16 protein-coding genes are annotated in these 18134 nt (G+C 66.5%); 9 read left to right on the top strand and 7 right to left on the bottom strand.

The features are described 5' to 3' along the window. The first annotated feature begins 15 nt into the window (after nucleotides 1–15). From IP86_RS21320 to IP86_RS21330, 3 genes are all read left to right on the top strand, one after another. Entirely contained in the window at nucleotides 16–768 is a 753-nt protein-coding gene (locus IP86_RS21320) for a glycerophosphodiester phosphodiesterase (protein WP_054164442.1), read from the top strand. Nucleotides 769–863: 95 nt separating this feature from the next. Continuing rightward, a complete protein-coding gene (locus IP86_RS21325) occupies nucleotides 864–2096 on the top strand; it encodes a GNAT family N-acetyltransferase (protein ID WP_054164443.1) in 1233 nt (410 codons plus the stop codon). 50 nt (nucleotides 2097–2146) lie between these two features. Beyond that, a complete protein-coding gene (locus IP86_RS21330) occupies nucleotides 2147–2575 on the top strand; it encodes an HIT family protein (protein WP_054164444.1) in 429 nt (142 codons plus the stop codon). A 111-nt stretch (nucleotides 2576–2686) separates the two neighbouring features. Here the strand turns inward: IP86_RS21330 and tsaA are convergent, their stop codons facing one another. From tsaA to IP86_RS21350, 4 genes are all read right to left on the bottom strand, one after another. Beyond that, nucleotides 2687–3148, bottom strand: a complete 462-nt coding sequence (gene tsaA / locus IP86_RS21335) for a tRNA (N6-threonylcarbamoyladenosine(37)-N6)-methyltransferase TrmO (RefSeq protein ID WP_054164445.1) — start codon at nucleotides 3146–3148, stop codon at nucleotides 2687–2689. Nucleotides 3149–3217: 69 nt separating this feature from the next. Further along, complete coding sequence (locus IP86_RS21340; protein WP_054164446.1) at nucleotides 3218–3562, bottom strand: AzlD domain-containing protein; 345 nt, start codon at nucleotides 3560–3562, stop codon at nucleotides 3218–3220. Next, a complete protein-coding gene (locus IP86_RS21345; RefSeq protein WP_054164447.1) occupies nucleotides 3559–4299 on the bottom strand; it encodes an AzlC family ABC transporter permease in 741 nt (246 codons plus the stop codon). The genes IP86_RS21340 and IP86_RS21345 overlap by 4 nt, the downstream gene beginning before the upstream one ends. Nucleotides 4300–4426: 127 nt before the next feature. Beyond that, complete coding sequence (locus IP86_RS21350; RefSeq protein WP_054164448.1) at nucleotides 4427–5497, bottom strand: lytic transglycosylase domain-containing protein; 1071 nt, start codon at nucleotides 5495–5497, stop codon at nucleotides 4427–4429. Nucleotides 5498–5583: 86 nt separating this feature from the next. Here IP86_RS21350 and IP86_RS21355 point away from each other — a divergent pair, with 86 nt between their 5' ends. Continuing rightward, nucleotides 5584–6510: a glycine reductase gene (locus tag IP86_RS21355; RefSeq protein ID WP_054164449.1), complete on the top strand. Its 927-nt coding sequence runs from the start codon at nucleotides 5584–5586 to the stop codon at nucleotides 6508–6510. Between the two features lie 162 nt (nucleotides 6511–6672). Here the strand turns inward: IP86_RS21355 and IP86_RS21360 are convergent, their stop codons facing one another. Then, complete coding sequence (locus IP86_RS21360) at nucleotides 6673–7689, bottom strand: carbon-nitrogen hydrolase family protein (RefSeq protein WP_054164450.1); 1017 nt, start codon at nucleotides 7687–7689, stop codon at nucleotides 6673–6675. A gap of 140 nt (nucleotides 7690–7829) precedes the next feature. Here IP86_RS21360 and IP86_RS21365 point away from each other — a divergent pair, with 140 nt between their 5' ends. The 3 genes from IP86_RS21365 to IP86_RS21375 all read left to right on the top strand — a co-directional run bounded on the left by IP86_RS21365 (nucleotide 7830) and on the right by IP86_RS21375 (nucleotide 11332). Continuing rightward, complete coding sequence (locus tag IP86_RS21365; protein WP_054164451.1) at nucleotides 7830–8783, top strand: AraC-like ligand-binding domain-containing protein; 954 nt, start codon at nucleotides 7830–7832, stop codon at nucleotides 8781–8783. A gap of 108 nt (nucleotides 8784–8891) precedes the next feature. After that, on the top strand, nucleotides 8892–9233 hold the full coding sequence (locus IP86_RS21370; RefSeq protein WP_054164452.1) for a PilZ domain-containing protein: 342 nt from the start codon (nucleotides 8892–8894) through the stop codon (nucleotides 9231–9233). A gap of 125 nt (nucleotides 9234–9358) precedes the next feature. Next, a complete protein-coding gene (locus tag IP86_RS21375) occupies nucleotides 9359–11332 on the top strand; it encodes a glycosyltransferase family 39 protein (protein ID WP_283804789.1) in 1974 nt (657 codons plus the stop codon). Between the two features lie 388 nt (nucleotides 11333–11720). Here the strand turns inward: IP86_RS21375 and clpA are convergent, their stop codons facing one another. Both clpA and clpS read right to left on the bottom strand, forming a co-directional pair. Then, nucleotides 11721–14111, bottom strand: coding sequence for an ATP-dependent Clp protease ATP-binding subunit ClpA (gene clpA / locus IP86_RS21380; RefSeq protein ID WP_054164453.1), 2391 nt, complete (start codon nucleotides 14109–14111; stop codon nucleotides 11721–11723). A gap of 213 nt (nucleotides 14112–14324) precedes the next feature. After that, the gene (clpS, locus tag IP86_RS21385; protein ID WP_054164456.1) at nucleotides 14325–14648 is read right to left on the bottom strand and encodes an ATP-dependent Clp protease adapter ClpS; all 324 of its coding nucleotides are present in this window, start codon (nucleotides 14646–14648) and stop codon (nucleotides 14325–14327) included. Nucleotides 14649–15183: 535 nt separating this feature from the next. Between clpS and IP86_RS21390 the strand changes: the two genes are divergently transcribed. Continuing rightward, nucleotides 15184–16575 carry a pilus assembly protein gene (locus IP86_RS21390; protein ID WP_054164454.1) on the top strand — a complete coding sequence of 464 codons (1392 nt, stop codon included), beginning with the start codon at nucleotides 15184–15186 and terminating at the stop codon, nucleotides 16573–16575. 412 nt (nucleotides 16576–16987) lie between these two features. Next, a partial coding sequence (locus IP86_RS21395) for a D-alanyl-D-alanine carboxypeptidase family protein (RefSeq protein ID WP_054164455.1) occupies nucleotides 16988–18134 on the top strand: 1147 nt, incomplete at its 3' end.

Raw genomic sequence — 18134 nt, forward strand, 5'->3', positions numbered from 1 at the left:
TCCGGACCTGATGCGATGCGCGCTCCCGACTGGCTGACCGCACGTCCGGTCGCGCATCGCGGACTGCATGACCGCGCCCGCGGCGTGCTCGAAAACATGCCGGCGGCCGTCAATGCCGCGATCGCCGGCAACTTCGCCATCGAGGTGGACATCCAGCTCACCGCCGATGGCGAAGCGATGGTGCATCACGACGACGACCTCGGCCGGCTGACCGAGGGCACCGCGCCGCTGCTGTCGCTGACCGCCGCCGAACTGCGCCGGGTCGCCTTCAAAGACACGCCCGAGCGGATGATGTCGGTGGGCGAGCTGTGCGATCTCGTCGCCGGCCGGGTGCCGCTGGTCATCGAGCTCAAGAGCCATTTCGACGGCGACCGCAAACTGGCGTCGCGATTGATGGCAGTGCTGGCCTCCTATCGCGGCCCGGTCGCCGCAATGTCGTTCGATCCCGACCAGGTGCTGGCGCTGCGCCAGCTGGCGCCGCAGCTGCCGCGCGGCATCACCGCCGAGCGCCGCTACGACGACGCCTATTGGGCCAAGCTGAACGACGCCCAGCGCCGGCCGATGGAAGCGCTGCGCCATGGCCTGCGGACCCAGCCGCATTTCGTCGCCTACCGAGTCGACGACCTCCCCGCCCCCGCCCCGTGGATCGCCCGAAACCTGTTCGGCTGCGCGCTGTTGGCCTGGACGGTTCGCACACCGCAGCAACGCGCCCGCACCGCCGCGCAGGCCGACCAGATGATCTTCGAAGGCTTCGTTCCGGAACCGTGATCGGCGTCCCGTAGCGGCACCCTTGCGCGGCGCGCGATCAGGCCCCAATCTCTGCCGCATGATGCCGACGCGCCCTCATCGCCTGTGATCGATCCTTGAGTCGTTCGCCCGACATCACGCTCGAAGCCGTCCCCTCGGTCGACGCCATCGCGGCGGCCGACTGGGACGCTTGCGCCGGCGGCGCGCTGGCGCCGCCAATCGACACTTCATCCGAATTTGCAGCAGCCTCCTGCACGACTTCGGCAGCTGCCTACAATCCCTTCACCTCGCACGCGTTTTTCTCTGCGCTCGAGACCTCGAAGTCGGCCAGCGTGCGGACCGGCTGGGGGCCGCGCCATCTCGTCGCCCGGCTCGGAGAACAGATCCTCGGCATCGTGCCGTGCTATCTGAAATCGCATTCACAGGGCGAATACGTGTTCGACCGCGGCTGGGCCGACGCCTATGAGCGCGCCGGTGGCAGCTACTATCCGAAGCTGCAGGCCTCGATTCCGTTCACGCCGGCGACCGGCCCTCGCCTCTTGATCCGCCCCGGCCAGGACGCCGGCGAAGTCGCCGCGGCGCTGTCGAGCGGACTGATCGCGCTGTGCAAGCTCAGTGAAGCGTCATCCGCCCACGTCACCTTCGCGCGCGAATCGGAATGGCGCTTCCTCGCCGAGCAGGGATTCCTGCAGCGCACCGACCAGCAGTTTCACTGGCACAATCAAGGCTACGGCAGCTTCGACGATTTCCTCGCCACGCTGAACTCGCGCCACCGCAAGGCGATCAAACGCGAGCGCCGCGATGCCGTCGCGGGCGGCATCACCATCCATCACCTCACCGGCGCCGACATTACCGAGGACGCCTGGGACGCGTTCTTCGAATTCTACATGGAGACCGGTTCGCGCAAATGGGGTCGTCCCTATCTCAACCGCGCGTTTTATTCCTTGATCGGCGAGACGATGGCCGACGACGTGCTGCTGGTGATGGCCAAGCGCGACGGCCGCTGGGTCGCCGGCGCCATCAACTTCATCGGCGGCGATACGCTGTTCGGCCGGCACTGGGGCGCGATCGAGCATCACCCGTTTCTGCATTTCGAGGTCTGCTATTATCAGGCGATCGATTTTGCGATCGCGCGCGGTCTCAAAGTCGTCGAGGCTGGCGCCCAGGGCGAGCACAAGGTGGCGCGCGGCTACCTGCCGCAGACCACCTATTCGGCGCATTACATCGCCGACCCGGCGCTGCGCCGGGCCATCGCGGATTACCTGAAGCGCGAACGGATGTATGTCCACGAGATGGGGCGCGAACTGACCGAGGCCGGCCCGTTCCGCAAGGACGCCGATCCGGCTTGACCGCCCGGCGCGGCGCGGCGAAAGTCCGGCCGAAAATCGCCGGAGCGCCCATGACCAGCTATGATCCCCAGAACCCGTTCGCCAAAATTCTGCGCGGCGAATTCCCCTGCCACAAGGTTTATGAGGACGAGCATGTGCTCGCCTTTCTCGACATCATGCCGCGTGCGCCGGGCCATACGCTGGTGATCCCGAAGGCACCGGCCCGTAACATTCTCGACATCACGCCCGAGGATTTCGCCCACGTCGCCCGCGCCGCGCACAAGATCGCCGGCGCCGCCAAGCGCGCTTTCAACGCCGATGGCATCACCGTCGGGCAGTTCTCCGAAGCCGCCGGCGGCCAGGTGGTGTTTCACCTGCACATGCACGTCATCCCCCGCCACGACGGCGTCGCCATGCTGCCGCCCGCGAGCAAGAAGGAAGAGACGGCCGTGCTGGAAGAGCATGCCGCCAAGCTGAAGGCGGCGTTGCAGGCGGGCTGATCAAACCGCCCCAACCTCTCCGTCATTGCGAGGAGCGAAGCGACGAAGCAATCCAGCTCTGTGGACCGAACTTCTGGATTGCTTCGCTTCGCTCGCAATGACGGGGACCATTCACTTCAGAACCGAATGCACACACCGGTCCGGCTTGAGGTCGATCAGCGGCGTGCCGTCGAGGCAATCGAGGCCGCGGACCAATACGGTCGAACCCTCGATGCCGACCAGGGCGGCGGCCGAGATGCCGATCGGGTTCGGCCGCACCGGCGACCGCAAGGCAAACGTGCCGCGCGGGCCGTCGTGGCCGTGGCCACGCTGCAGCACCAAGTCGCGCCGCGCCTGATGCAGCCAGTACACCACCTGCACCTGCTCGAATTTGTCGAGCCCGGTCAGCGCCTGCGTCCACAGCTCAAAAATCTCCAATCGGCAGATCGGGCCGTCGAAGCTGCCCTGCCGCGGAGTCTCGCCGCGCGCGGTCCACGGCGTGCGGATGCGGCCGATGAACACCAGACCGGCATCGGTCGGCGGCGGCGGCGTGACGGCGATCTCGCCGTCACGGAGAGCGTCATAGTCGGTCATCGGCAGTCTCGTTCGTAGTGATCGCGCAGCGTAACCGTCCGGCGCCGGCGGGCAACTGCTTCCAAAGACTCAGCCGAGCAGCCACTGCCCGGCAATCAGCACCGCTTCGCCGGCCACGACGCCTAGCAGGATCGAGCGCTTGGTCGCGATGAACGCGATCAGTCCGATCGCCACCGAGCCGTAGCGCAGTCCCCATGGCACGCTGGCAAGGGCGCCGGGCGGCAGCACCAAAATCTGCGCGATTACGCCGGCGAGGATCGCGGTTGCGACCGCGCGGACCCAGATCAGCAGCTCCGAGCCTTCGTCGATGCCGCCGCCGAGCCACAGCCCGATCATCCGCCAGATCTCGTTGGGCAGAAAGCCCGCCAGCACCAGCACCAGCAGCGCGTGCCAATCGCCGATGAAGCCGCTCATGCGCGCCTCGCCTTCCAGCGATGCACGCCATAAGCGATGGTGCCCGCAGCGACGCCGCTGATCAGCACGTCGACGCCGGTGTGGAAATACGCAACGACCGGAAACAGCAGCAGCCCAAGCCCGAGCGCGACGACGTCGGCGATCTCACGGCAGTTGCGCGCAGTCGACAGCAGGAACGCCAGCGGCGTCAGCAGCAGGATCGCCGCGCCGAACAGCTGCGGCAGGTTGGCGGCGAGCAGATAGCCGATCACATTGGCGACCAGACACACCGAGACGAGGCCGGTGCCGAGGCCGATCACGAACGGAATGCGTCGCTCGCGCGGCACCTGCGGCAGCAGCCGGAAGCACTCGACCCACAGCGTCACCGCGATGAAATGGGCCGGCAGAATGAGTTGCCGCAGTTTCGTCGTCGGGGCGCGTATCAGCGGCAGCACCGACACCACCATCGGAAACAGCCGGATCGCGCTCAGCGTCACCGCGATCGCCGCCTGCACGGCCGTGGCTCCCGAGCCGAGCGAGGAAATCAGGATGATCTGCGCCGGCCCGGCCCAGACTAACAGCGTACTCAGCAGCACCCAGCCGAGGCTGAAGCGGCTGTCATGCGCCAGCGCGCCGATGCCAAGATAAGTCGCGAACAGCACCAGCGTCAGCACGGTGGTGCCGACCGCGCGCACGCCCTGCAGATAGGCGCGGCCCGGGCTCATCCATTGCGGAGACTCGTGCGCAGCGAGCGCCATCGGCGGGCGGCATCCTTTCAGGTTGACGGGCGAATCCGACGCCGGGCGGCGCCGCCCGCACCTTAGCGGCGGCCGGCGGCGCCGTCGAACGACGGGGCGCATGAGCGGATCGCATGTCTCGCCGCAATCAGCCGCGATTGCGCAGCACCAGGCAGGCGTTGCCGGCCTTGCGGATGCGCGCGCACAGCTCGTTGGCTTCCGGCCGCGTCTCGGCGCCGATCCGCACCTGATAGAACGGCCGCGTTCCGCGGCTGCGGAACACCGAACTCGACAGGCTCGGATCATGCTCGCCGATCACCGCGCTCAGCCGTGCCATCACCCGTGCATACTGTGCCAATGCGCGATCGCGATTGAAGCCGGCGGCGAGCTGCACGCCCCACGGCCGGTCGGCGCCGAGCTTCACGCGCTGCTCGAGCTGCGCCACGAAGGGATTCGGCGCGCGGCGCAGCAGCGCCATCAGCGTGCGGCAGTCGGTGTTCGCCTTGGTGTCGGGCTGCTTGGCGTTGCGGCCGGCGGCGGCCCAGTCGTCCACCGTGGTGCCGGTGATGGCGTAGACATAGGCGCGGGTCTGCTGCGGCATCGGCCCGGTGCCGGCGAGCCATTCCTGCACCCGGCGCGGGCCGGCGTTGTAGGCCGCTGCCGCAAGACCGAGATTGCCGAACTGGCCGCGCAGCTCGTTCAGGAACTCGGCCGATTTCGGCAGCGCCTGCACCGGGTCGAACGGATCGAGCAGACTGCGCTCGCTGGCGGTGCCGGGCATGAACTGCGCAATGCCCTGGGCGCGCTTGCCGCTGCGCGTCACCGGCCCGACCGCGTCGGCTTGAAACCGGCTCTCCTGCCAGATCACCCGCGCGAAAAACTCCAGCGGCAGGTCGTGCGCCCTGGCGGCGGACTCAATCATCAGGCAGATCGACTCGCGGGTGTCGCGATCCGCCGGCTTTTCCGGCTCCTGCTTGGCGGCGTCGGCGGGTTTGTCGGCGGGGCGATCGGTGGGTTCGGGCTTGGTCGGTTCGGGAGCCGGCGGGGTCGCAGCCGACGGCGCGTCCGGCTGTTTGGCCGGTGCCGATTCAGCCGCAGGCGCATCGGCCGGCTTGGCCGGCACCGCATCCTCGGCATGGGCGAACGAGATCGCGGCCGCCGCGGCGATCGCAGCAAGGCTCAACCGTCCACGCCAGGAGCGGAATGCGGGCACGCTCATGATGCGGCTCGCATCACCGCGCGTGTTCTTGACAAGGCTGCTCGCCGGCGGTGCAATCTCTCATCCCCTTTGGCGCAGATGCTATCATGGCCGACCAGCCCGACACGACCTTTGCCGCCGACGACGATGTGCCGATCGCCTATATGGCGCGGACGCGGGCGTATTATCAGGCGATCGGCTACGACGCGCCGTATCGCTGGGCGCATCATGTCGGCGCGCCGTTCCAGCCGCTCGGCAAGCCGCTGGCGCAATCCCGCGTCGCGCTGATCACCACCGCGGCGCCCTACGATCCGGCCAAGGGCGATCAGGGCCCGGGCGCGCCGTACAACGGCGGCGCCAAATTCTATCAGGTCTATGCCGGCGACACCGCGTCCGATCACGATCTGCGCATCTCCCACATCGCTTACGACCGCGTCCACACCACGGCGACCGACAGCGACACCTGGTTCCCGCTGCCGCAGCTGCGGCGGCTGGCGAGCCAAGGCCGTCTGCAGCTGGCGCCGAACTTCTTCGGCGCGCCGACGAACCGCAGCCACCGCGTCACGCTCGACACCGACGCGCCCGAGATTCTGGCGCGCTGCCGCGCCGATAACGTCGATGCGGCGGTGTTGGTGCCGAATTGTCCGGTCTGCCATCAGACGGTGTCGCTGGTGGCGCGGCATCTGGAGGCCAGCGGCATCGCCACGGTGATCATGGGCTGCGCCAAGGACATCGTCGAACACGCCGCGGTGCCGCGGTTCCTGTTCAGCGATTTCCCGCTCGGCAACTCCGCCGGCAAGCCGCACGACGATGAATCTCAGGCGTTCACGCTCGAGCTGGCGCTGCGCCTGCTGGAAACCGCGCCGGCGGCGCAGACCACGGTGCAATCCCCGCTGCGCTGGAGCGATGATCCGTCCTGGAAGCGCGACTACAACAACGTCGCCAATCTCAGCGCCGAAGAACTCGCCCGCCGCCGCGCCGAGTTCGACGCGCAGAAACAACGCGCCCGCGAAGTGCGCGAGAGCGCGGAGTAGAACAACAACCTATCCCCGTCATTGCGAGGAGCGCAGCGACGAAGCAATCCAGCGCCGAGCACTGCGCTGGATTGCTTCGCCTTCGGCTCACAATGACGAGATGACCGCTGAGTTAGAGCCACCCGGCTGTGGGCGACGCGGCAAAGCCCCTGCTTGCGGCGATCACGACGCCACCGCTGGCTCGGTCTCCCCCGGCTCGCTATCTACCGGCAGCGCGAAGTGTTCGACGCGGCGCGCGGGCTTGCGGTTGAGCAGCAGGCGCGTCACGTCCGGCCGCGAATAGTGACCGGCGGGATCGGCGGCGTTCTTGGCGATGCCGATCATGCCAAGATCGATCTCGGCGTACAGCAGCCCTTCCTGATCCGGCGGCAGCTTGTCGGCGAGCATGCTGCCGTCCGGCCCGAAGATCGTCGCGTGGCCGCCACCGGCCTTGAGCAGCGCGTGCTTGCTGTCGCTGTCGCACATCTCGTCGATCATCGCCTGCGAGACGGTGGCGCACGGTCCGAGCACGAAGCACGAGCCCTCCACCGCATACACCCGCGACGCGGCGTTGTTGACTTCCCAACCGAGCGCCGGCGCGAACGGATCGTAGAGCGAGAAGCTCGGCCAAGCAGCGACGTGCACCTGCTCGTTCTGGGCATACATCGCGTATTTGGACAGCGGCTGCAGATGTTCCCAGCAGCACAACGCGCCGAGCCGGCCGACATCCGGTCGGTCGAACACCGCCAGATCGCTGCCGTCGCCTTCGCCGTAAACCGTGCGCTCCGCATGGGTCGGACGCAGCTTGCGGCGCTTGGCGATGGTTTCGCCGTCCGGTCCGACGATCCATTGTGCAATGTAGAGACTGCCACCGTCGCGTTCGGACAGGCCGAGCACCGCTGTCAGTCCGGCGCGCTTCACTGCGGCCCGCAGCTTGTCGGCCTGCGGTGAGTCGTAGCTCAGCGAATTGTCGAAGTAGCGCTGCACGAAGCCGCGGCCGATCGCCCAGGCCGGCGAGTCCAGCCAGATGTACCAGGGATAGCCGGGGATGAAGACTTCCGGGAACGCGATCAGTTTCGCGCCATGCGCTGCCGCTTCCTCGATCAGCGCAATGGTCTTGTCGACCGTCGCGTCGAGGTCGAGCCAGACCGGCGCGGCCTGAACGACTGCTACTTTGTATTTCGGGTGCTGAATTCCCACTGCAACCTCCTGCACTGCACAGTTGATAATCGAATTCGATCCGTGCATCTTATTGAGGCGCTGACGACGATACTCGTCCAGGACGGAAGAAAAACTCGACTCGGTTTCGCAGCGGATCGACCGCACAGGGAGAGACAACGATGTCGACCCGGTTCACGGCGAGTGATGCTCCACCTCACAAGCGCCTGTCGCTGTGGCGCGACATCATCTGCGACGTCTATGTGCAGCTCGACTGCAAATCCGATGCGCGCAGCGGTGAGTTTCACGGCTGGGTGTCGCGCGGCGCGCTTGGCCGGGCACTGAGTTCGACCGTGGCGTCCTGCGCCCAGCGGGTCTCGCGCACCCCCGCACGGATCGCACGTGCACAGGAGGAGTCGGTGCTGTTCGCGCTCGGCACCACCGGCCACGGCGGCGTCACGCAGGATGGCCGAGAAGCCGTCATTCGTCCGGGCGAATTCGCCTTCTACGACACGACGCGTCCATACGAATTGCAATTCGACGGAGACTTCTCGCAGCGGATCCTGCAGGTCCCCCGCGACCTGATCAGTCGCCGGGTCCGGACCGAGGACCTGACCGCCACCGTGTTCTCGTCCGAGCGTCCGCTCGACAAGCTCGCTTACGATTTCATCGCATCGATCTGTCAGCTTGCCGATCGCGTCGACAACGATACGGCGAACCGGCTCACCGAACAGGCCGTCGACCTGGTGGCGATGGCGATCGCCGATCGTATCGGCACGATGGGAGCTGCAACCTCGCATCGCTCCGCGATGTTGCATCGCCTGAAGGTCCACATCCAGGGCCGGTTGCACGACCCGGATCTATCCGCCGCCGGCGCCGCGGCCGCGCTGGGGATTTCGCCGCGCTATGTCAGCGATCTGTTTGCCGACGACGCGACCTCATTCCAGCGCTATGTGCTGGCGCAGCGGCTGGAGCGTTGTGCGCGCGATCTCGCCTCGCCGCAGCAGGCACGTCGCCAGATCGGCGAGATCGCCTTTGCGTGGGGCTTCAACGACCTGTCGCATTTCGGCCGCGTGTTCCGCGAGCGCTACGGCCTGTCGCCGCGCGACTTTCGTCAGAGCCGACAGTCCAACTAGCGGCAGATCGGCCTCCAAAACGTGCGTTCGATTCAGGTTAATGCGGAGTAATCCTTTTCCGGCGGCGTGCGCGGCCTACACTTGCGACCAAACGGTTTGGAGACGGCAATGGACGATCGACGCAAGCAGCGGCGTGACAAGGTGGTGTTTGGCGGCGTCGCGACGGTCAGCGAGCGTGGTGCGACGCGCGACTGTGTCGTGCGCAACCTGTCGGAGACCGGCGCCACGATCGAGTTCGGCAGCGCCGCCGGTCTCCCCGCGCAGATCGCGCTGACGATCCCGCGCAAGGCGCGCACCTACCCGTCCACTGTGGTCTGGCGGCGCGGCAATGTCGCCGGCCTGGCGTTCAGAACCGGGGACAACTCCGAACTCGCCGAGCAGCTGCGCAAGAGCGAGAAGAAGAAGCGCGAGCTGCAACGCAAGATCAAGGTCCTGCTGGGCGAGGCGTAAGGGCGGCGTGTTGCCGCGGCCGTTTTTGTCCCGGGCAAGTCGCCTTTCCGGCAATTGCCTCGCCGTCCGGATGCACTACAAGGTCGGTCCTGATCCACGATCCGGCCCGCGGCGGCGGCGCCGGTGTGCAGAGGACGACGGCCATCAAGCGCAAGCAGCCCAAGACCCGGCGGCCGAAGAAGAAGCATCACGGCAAGCCCCAGCCGGCGAAGCCCGTTGCGGCGGAGCCGGCTGCGGAGGCTGAAGACGGCGTTCCGCCGGCCGCTGCCGCGCCGCCGGCGGCGCCGGCTCGTGACACCGCCGCGACCGCTGCAAAGACGCCTGCGCCCCCGCCTCGCCCTGCACCGCCCCCGAAAGCTCCGGCCAAGCCGTTGCAACGCCCAGCGCCGGCCGCCGTCACGCGGCCTGCCGCGCCCATCGCCGCGCCGGGGGTGGCGTTGCGGGCTTGCGATGCCGTGCTGGACATCCTGCGCAACGAGCCGCGGCGGATGCTGCTGTGGATCCTCGGAATCTATGGCGGGCTGTGGTTCGTCGCGGCGTTCAGTTTTCCAAGCTTGCCGGCCATCGGCTACGAAATGGCGCTGCGCGCCCACGAATGGCCGACCGGGCCGTGGCGCGATCCGCCACTGGCGCCGTGGCTGACGCAGCTCGCGGGGCTGCTGACCGGCGGCTGGACCGGATCGCAGATCGTGCTGTCGATCGGCTCGGCGCTGGCAACGCTGCTGCTGCTGTGGCGGCTCGGCGCGGCGATGCTCGGCCGCAGCGGCGCGACGCTGGCGGTCGCGCTGACCATCATGATCGGTTGCTTCGGCGCCGAAGTGCTGGGCTTTGACCCGGCGATCGCGGCGCTACCGCTGAGCGTTGCGGCCGTCGCACTGTATCGGCGCGCGGTGCTGGGCACGAGGCGCGCGCCTTGGATTTGGCTGGGTCTGGTCTGCGGGCTGCTCGGCAATGCCGAGCACGCCGGCTTCGCGCTGATGCTGGTGCTTGCCGCGCACCTGCTGCTGACACCCGGGGGCCGGCGGCACCTGCTGACCCCGGGGCCGGTACTTGCGGCTGCGATCGCCGTCGCGGTGCTGACGCCGCATCTGCTGTGGCTGGCGCAGGCTGACCCCGCACCACACGAAATCGGCGCGCGGCTCGGCGCGGCGTTCGGCTTTCTATCCGGACAAATTGGCCTGCATCTCGGCCTGATCGTTCTCGCGGTAGTCGCCGCCCTGCCCCGGCTGCCACTGCAAGGCGAACCGGCCGAGCTGACCTTCGAGCGCCCCAGCGGCTTCGACCGATCGCTGATCCTCGCGAGCGCGTTCGGACCGTCGCTGCTGATCGCGCTCGGCAGCCTGTTCGGCTGGTTCAGCATCGGCACGAGCACCGGCAGCGCGCTGGCGGCGCTGTCGGGTTTGGCACTGCTGATGCTGCTGCCACCGACATTCGTGCTGCGCGCGCCGCGGCTCGCGGTGGTGGTATGGCTGCTGGTGCTGGTCGGCGCGCCGTTCGTGGCGATCGGCTCGATCTACAGCCGCGCCTATGGCAACGGCCCGCTGCCGACCGAGCTGTATCCCGCCCGCGCGCTGTCGAACGCCATGCAGGCGGTGTGGAAGAGCCGCACCACCCGGCCACTCGCCATTGTCACCGGCAGCGCCCGCCAGGCCGGCTTTGTCGCGCTGTACGCGTCACCGCGGCCGTCGGTGTTCATCGACGCGGATCTGACGAAAAGCCCGTGGATCACGGCGCAGCGGCTGAAGCAGTCGGGCACGCTGGTGGTGTGGACCACCGACGAATTCCCCCGTACTGACGACCTGCCGCCGCCCTATCGCGCCGCGCTCGGCGACGTCGCTCCCGTCTACGGCACGATGGTGCTGCCGCTCGGCCGCGGAAAGCTCAAGGCCTACGGCTGGGCCATGATCCCGTCGGCGGGCGAGACGTTGCGGGCGCCGGCGGCGGTCGCACCGCCGTCCGCTGCTACATCGCCCGAGACAGCAGCGCCCGCACCTGCGCAACCCGCCGTGCCACCGGAACTGCCGCCGCCTGTCCCACCCTCTTCGTCACCGGCACCCGCGGAACCTCGATCACCCGCACCGCCGGCAACAGCGAACTAACACCTATCCTACTCGTCGAACTATCCCCCTGCTTGCAGGCGAAGCGCGCAGCCGAGCTAGCCAAACGCAGAGCAGTCTCCCCCGTGTCCCGGACAAGGCACCGCGCGCAGCGCGCGCCGCAGATCCGGGACCCCGGTTCGGCGCTGCCAAGACCCCTTCGCGCCGAGATGCGGCGAGCCTGATCAAAACCGGGGGCCCCGGATCTGCGGCGCATCCGCCGAGCGGCGGCTGCGCCTTGTCCGGGGCACGGGATACGCGTGATAGCGAGAGGGTGTGGGGCGGCTCGAGCAGCGTTCGGTGGCCGGCTGCACCCGAAGCCCCGTAGTTGGAACAAAAAGGCCGGCGATCGCTCGCCGGCCTTTGCTAACTCATCACGCGCTTGCCGCGATCAGGCCTCTTCGACCCGGTCCTTGGCGCGGGGCTTGGCCTTGCGGGAAGCGCCGCGCTTTTTGGCGCCCGGCAGGTCTTCCGGCTTCGGGGTGACCGGGCCGTCGAGGAATTCGAAGGCGATCTTCTCCAGCTCGACGCCGGCGACCGCTTCGTCCTTGACCAGCACGACCTTGACGTGGCCGCCGCCCTTGAGCTGACCGAACAGCACCTCGTCGGCCAGCGGCTTCTTGATGTGCTCCTGGATCACGCGGGACATCGGCCGCGCGCCCATCTGCTCGTCGTAGCCGTGCTGCACCAGCCAGGCCTTGGCCTCGTCGGTCAGCTCGATCGTAACGTCGCGATCGGCGAGCTGCGCTTCGAGCTGCAGCACGAACTTCTCCACCACCATGCCGATGACGTCGGCATTGAGATGCGCGAACGAGACGATGGCATCGAGACGGTTGCGGAATTCCGGCGCGAACTGCCGGTTGATCGCCTCGTGGTCGTCGCCTTCCCGCTTGTTACGGGTGAAGCCGAACGCCTGCTTGGCGAGATCCGCCGCGCCCGCATTGGTGGTCATGATCAGGATGACGTTGCGGAAGTTGACCTGCTTGCCGTTGTGATCGGTGAGCCGGCCGTGATCCATGATCTGCAGCAGCACGTTGTACAGATCCGGATGCGCCTTCTCGATTTCGTCGAGCAGCACCACGCAATGCGGATGCTGATCGACGCCGTCGGTGAGCAGACCGCCCTGGTCGAAGCCGACATAGCCGGGAGGCGCGCCGATCAGACGCGACACGGTGTGCCGCTCCATGTACTCCGACATGTCGAAGCGCAGCAGCTCGACGCCGAGCGTTGAAGCGAGCTGCTTCGCCACCTCGGTCTTGCCGACGCCGGTCGGGCCCGAGAACAGATAGCAGCCGATCGGCTTCTCGGGCTCGCGCAGGCCGGCACGCGCCAGCTTGATCGAGGCCGACAGCGATTCGATCGCCTTGTCCTGACCGAACACCACGCGCTTGAGGGTCGTTTCGAGATGCTTGAGCACCTCGGCGTCATCCTTCGACACGCTCTTCGGTGGGATCCGCGCCATGGTCGCGACCGTGGCTTCGATCTCCTTGATGCCGATCGTCTTCTTGCGCTTGTTCTCGGCCAGCAGCATCTGCGCCGCGCCCGACTCGTCGATCACGTCGATTGCCTTGTCCGGGAGCTTGCGGTCGTGGATATAGCGCGACGACAGCTCGACGGCCGACTCGATCGCCTCGTTGGTGTACTTCAGCTTGTGATAGTCCTCGAAGTACGGCTTGAGGCCCTTGAGGATCGCGATGGCGTCCTCGACGGTCGGCTCGTTGACGTCGATCTTCTGGAAGCGCCGCACCAGCGCACGGTCCTTCTCGAAGTGCTGACGGTACTCCTTGTAGGTCGTCGAGCCCATGCAGCGGATGCTGCCCGAAGCCAGAGCAGGCTTGAGCAAATTCGAGGCATCCATCGCGCCGCCTGAGGTCGCGCCGGCACCGATCACGGTGTGGATCTCGTCGATGAACAAGATCGCGTTCGGGTGCGCCTCGAGCTCCTTCAGCACCTGCTTGAGGCGTTCTTCGAAATCACCGCGATAGCGCGTGCCGGCCAGCAGCGTGCCCATGTCGAGCGAGAACACGGTGGCGGCGGCCAGCACCTCGGGGACCTCAGAGTCGACGATACGCTTCGCCAGACCTTCGGCGATCGCGGTCTTGCCGACGCCGGCTTCGCCGACGAACAGCGGGTTGTTCTTCTGCCGGCGGCACAGCACCTGGATCGCACGGTTGATCTCGGAATTGCGTCCGATCACCGGATCGATCTTGCCGTCGCGCGCCTTCTTGTTGAGGTTGACGCAGTAGGTCTCGAGCGCGTCGCCCTTCTTCTTGGAGTCCTCGCCACCCTTGGTTTCGGTCTCCTCGTCGACGCCGCGCACTGGGCGTGCTTCGGAAACGCCGGGGCGCTTGGCAATGCCGTGGCTGATGTAGTTGACGGCGTCGTAGCGCGTCATGTCCTGCTCCTGCAGGAAGTACGCGGCATGACTCTCGCGCTCGGCGAAGATCGCGATCAGCACGTTGGCGCCGGTCACTTCTTCGCGGCCCGACGACTGCACGTGGATCACCGCGCGCTGGATCACGCGCTGGAAGCCGGCGGTCGGCTTGGCGTCTTCGGAACCGTCGGTGACGAGGTTCTCGAATTCGGTTTCCAGGTAGTTGACGAGGCTGGCGCGCAGCTTGTCGAGATCGACGCTGCAGGCGCGCATCACCGCCGCGGCGTCGGAGTCATCGACCAGCGAGAGCAACAGGTGCTCGAGCGTCGCGTATTGGTGATGTCGCTCGTTGGCGATGGCGAGCGCGCGGTGCAGGGATTGTTCAAGGCTTTGCGAAAATGTCGGCATCTCGTCCTCTGTGTCCCCCGCTCATCATGATCGCCGCTGCCACGTCGCGCAACAACAACCTTTCGACATATAGTGTCACAACCCGTCGACGAAAGACCCGTTCCTCTCTTCGTCGAGCCGCACACCGAGCGAGCCCGGGAAAGCCCGCCGTGATGAGCGATGCAAGAGCCGTTCCGAGTTTAGAGCCGTCCACGTGCGGCGATCTCATTCCCCCTACTTCTTCTCCATCACGCATTGCAGCGGGTGCTGGTGCTTGCGGGCGAAGTCCATCACCTGCGTCACCTTGGTCTCGGCGATCTCGTAAGTGAAAACCCCGCACTCGCCGATGCCGTGATGGTGAACGTGCAGCATCACCTTGGTGGCGGCCTCGACGTCCATCTGGAAGAACTTCTCCAGCACGTGCACGACGAATTCCATCGGCGTGTAGTCATCGTTCAGGATCAGCACGCGGTACAGGTTCGGGCGCTTGGTCTTCGGCTTGACCTTGGTGATGACCGAGGTCGTCGGATTACCGGACCGGCCGCTGTCGCCCGCCATCGCGGTGACCGGCTGTGAAGTCGGCGTCGCCGCGACCGCGTGCGGGGGCGTCAGGCGCGTCGCGAAGCTCAAGCGCGTCGAAGGCCGGTCAGAAGGCCATGCGGACACGGCAGCGGATTCAGAAGATGGATCTGGTTGCAGCATGGCTCAGGTATTCGAATCCCCACGGAACTCATCCCACCGGAACCGCAACGCGCACAAACTGTGATCGACGATTCAGCTCCGGCTTTCCGCCACCCCGGCGGTCCGGTCCGACGCAGGACCGGGTACCGCAAATATGGGTCGATCGACGTTTCGCCGCAAGCGGGGAGATTCCGGAGGTCGTCCAAACTCCACGCGGCCGGCCGCCGCGGAACATTAAGGCTCGATTGCGAAGTCCTCCGCGATTTCCGCGGTTGCGCTAGCTCCGCATTTACCCTGCGGGCCAGCTCGCGGGCATTTAGCTCGCAGTTTAGCGAGTTTATCTGGTCGACTTTACCGGACGTTCAGCGTCCGCCCCCGAACATCCCGGTGAATTCCACAGGTCCGGGTGCCCATGTCGCCGCAATTCAATGTCGTCTCGTCGGGAAGCGTCGCAAGGCGCTTTGCTCGTTCGACGAACGGCAACGTCGCCATCATCTTCGCCATCGCGCTGGTGCCGATTCTCGGCTTCGTCGGCGCGGCGATCGACTATTCGCGTGCCAACAAGGCGCGCACGGCGATGCAGGCGGCGCTGGATTCGGCCGCGCTGATGTTGGCCAAGGACATTTCCTCCGGCGCCATCACGGCGGGCCAGGTGGCGGCGAAGGCGCAGTCGTATTTCAGCAGCCTCTATACCAACACCGAAGCGCGTAGCATCAACGTCTCCGCCACCTACACCGCAAAGGACAGTTCCGGCTCCTCGACCGTGCTGCTCAAGGGCGACGGTTCAGTCGACACCGCCTTCATGAATCTGTTCGGCTTCCCGGCACTCGGCATCGGCAGCACCGCAACCGCGACCTGGGGCGGCACCCGGCTGCGCGTCGCGATGGCGCTCGATGTCACCGGATCGATGGACTACGACGACAAGCTTCCGGCGATGAAGACGGCTGCCAAAAATCTCGTCGATACCCTGCGCGCCAGCGCCCAGACGGCCGACGACGTCTATATTTCTATGGTGCCGTTCGCCAAGATGGTGAATGTCGGCTCCAGCAACAAAAGCGCGACTTGGCTGAAATGGGATCTTTGGCCTGATACGGGCGGTGTCTGCAGCAGAAACAGCTATGCGACGAAGACAGACTGTCAGGCCGCCGGCCGGACGTGGACGTCCTACAACACCAGCAAGTGGAGCGGTTGCGTCACCGACCGCGACCAAGACTACGACACCACAAAGACTCTGCCGACCAGCGCCGCAACCCGGTTCCCCGCGGCTGGCTACTACCAGAACGGCAGCGACATCTGCCCCCCGCAGATCATGCCAATGACCTCGGTGTTCGCTGCGAGCGATGCGACATCGATCAAGAATAAGATCGATGCACTAACGGCAAACGGCGGCACAAACCAGCCGATCGGTCTGGCGTGGGCCTGGCTATCGCTGCAGACCGACGCCCCGCTCAATACCCCGGCCAAGGATGCGAACTACAAGTACACTGACGCGATCATCCTGCTGTCGGACGGCCTGAATACACAGGACCGGTGGCCGTCCTATGGAAACGGCAACGTTCAATACAACGGCCAGATCGACGCCCGGCAGAAGCTGCTGTGCGATAACATCCGCGCGTCGGCCACCAACACATCGCGGACCGTGATCTACACCATCCAGGTCAACACCACCGGCGACCCGGAATCGGCGATTCTCAAATACTGCGCCGACAGCGGCAATTTCTACTCCACCACAACCGCCTCGGGCATCACCAGCGCGTTTGCCCAGATCGGTAGCTCGCTCTCCAAGCTGCGCATCGCCAAGTAGGCGAGCCGTCTCGGTCCTCCCCCGGTTCCCCCACCCGACCGCTCCGGTACACCGGAGCGGTATTATTTTGCCCACCTGAATCGAAGGTTCGCCGGCACAATCATGCTGCAGTGCAGCGGCGAAGCGGGTAAACCCTGTCCACGCCGGCGCGAATCGAGCCAAATCCAGGTGATCACCGCAACGGATGCTTAACCTTTTGGAAACGCGGCTCTCCTAACCTCTGCCTCTGATTGTTCGCGCCCTTGAGAAAAAGCCGCGTCAGCTCAGCCGCTTAATCTCGACCAATCGTCTCGGCAAATGGGTCGGGCTGCCGCGGCTGAACTTAAGGCCGAACCGGACAGCACTGCCGCCGTGGTGGGCATAATTTCGCCTCACGGCCCGGTGATTGATGAAAGATCGGACGGGGACGTTCATGCACCGCAACATCCATGTCAGCTCGCGGGTCCTGCGAGCTTGCGTACTCGGCCTGGCCACGCTCTCGGTCGCGGTCGTCGCCACCACCGACACGGCCGACGCCCGGCGGAAACACCGCCACTCCCGGCATCACGTCGAACGCAGCAGCTACAACCCCGCCTTCGCGTCGATCATCGTCGACGGCAATACCGGCGCCACCCTCACCGCGACCAATCCGGACGCGCTGCGCCACCCCGCCTCTCTCACCAAGATCATGACACTCTACCTGCTGTTCGAGCGTCTCGAAGCAGGCAAGATGTCGCTCGACAGCGAAATGGAAGTCTCGGAACACGCCTCGTCCCAGGCTCCGACCAAGCTCGGCCTTCGTCCCGGCCAGACGCTGCGGGTTGAAGACGCCATTAAGGGCCTCGTCACCCGCTCGGCCAACGACGCCGCCGTGGTGATCGCCGAGGCGGTCGGCGGCAGCGAAACCGATTTCGCCCGGATGATGACCCGCAAGGCCCGCGCGCTCGGCATGTCGCGCACCGTCTATCGCAACGCCTCGGGCCTGCCGAACGACGACCAGGTCACCACCGCCCGCGACCAGTCGATCCTCGGCCGCGCCATCCAGGATCGCTTCCCGCGCTACTATCGCTACTTCCAGACCAGTGTCTTTACCTACCGCGGTAACGCGATCCGGAATCACAATCGCCTGCTCGGCAGCGTCGAAGGCGTCGACGGCATCAAGACCGGCTATACGCGCGCGTCGGGTTTCAATCTCGTCACCTCGATGCACCGCGGCAACCGCTTCCTGGTCGGCGTCGTGCTCGGCGGCCGCAGCGGCAGTTCGCGCGACGCCACCATGCGCAACCTGCTGGCCGAGAATCTCGAAAAGGGCGCGACCCGTCGCACCGTCGCGGCGATCGCCGAACGTCCGACCTCGTCGGCCGACGTCGATGTCGCCGAGGCCGCACCGGACACCAAGCCGGCCACGGCAGTGCAGAACCAGGGCGCCATTCAGGTGGCCTCGGCCGCGCCCGAGCCGGTCGAGACCGAATCCCGCGTCGCGGTGCCAGCTCCCCGTCCCGCTGTCCCGGTTGCGGCGGCCCGGGTCGACAAGCCTGAGCCCGGTCCGTTCAACAGCGGCTCGCTCGACAAGCCGATGG

Source organism: Rhodopseudomonas sp. AAP120 (assembly GCF_001295845.1).
Classification (GTDB): domain Bacteria; phylum Pseudomonadota; class Alphaproteobacteria; order Rhizobiales; family Xanthobacteraceae; genus Rhodopseudomonas.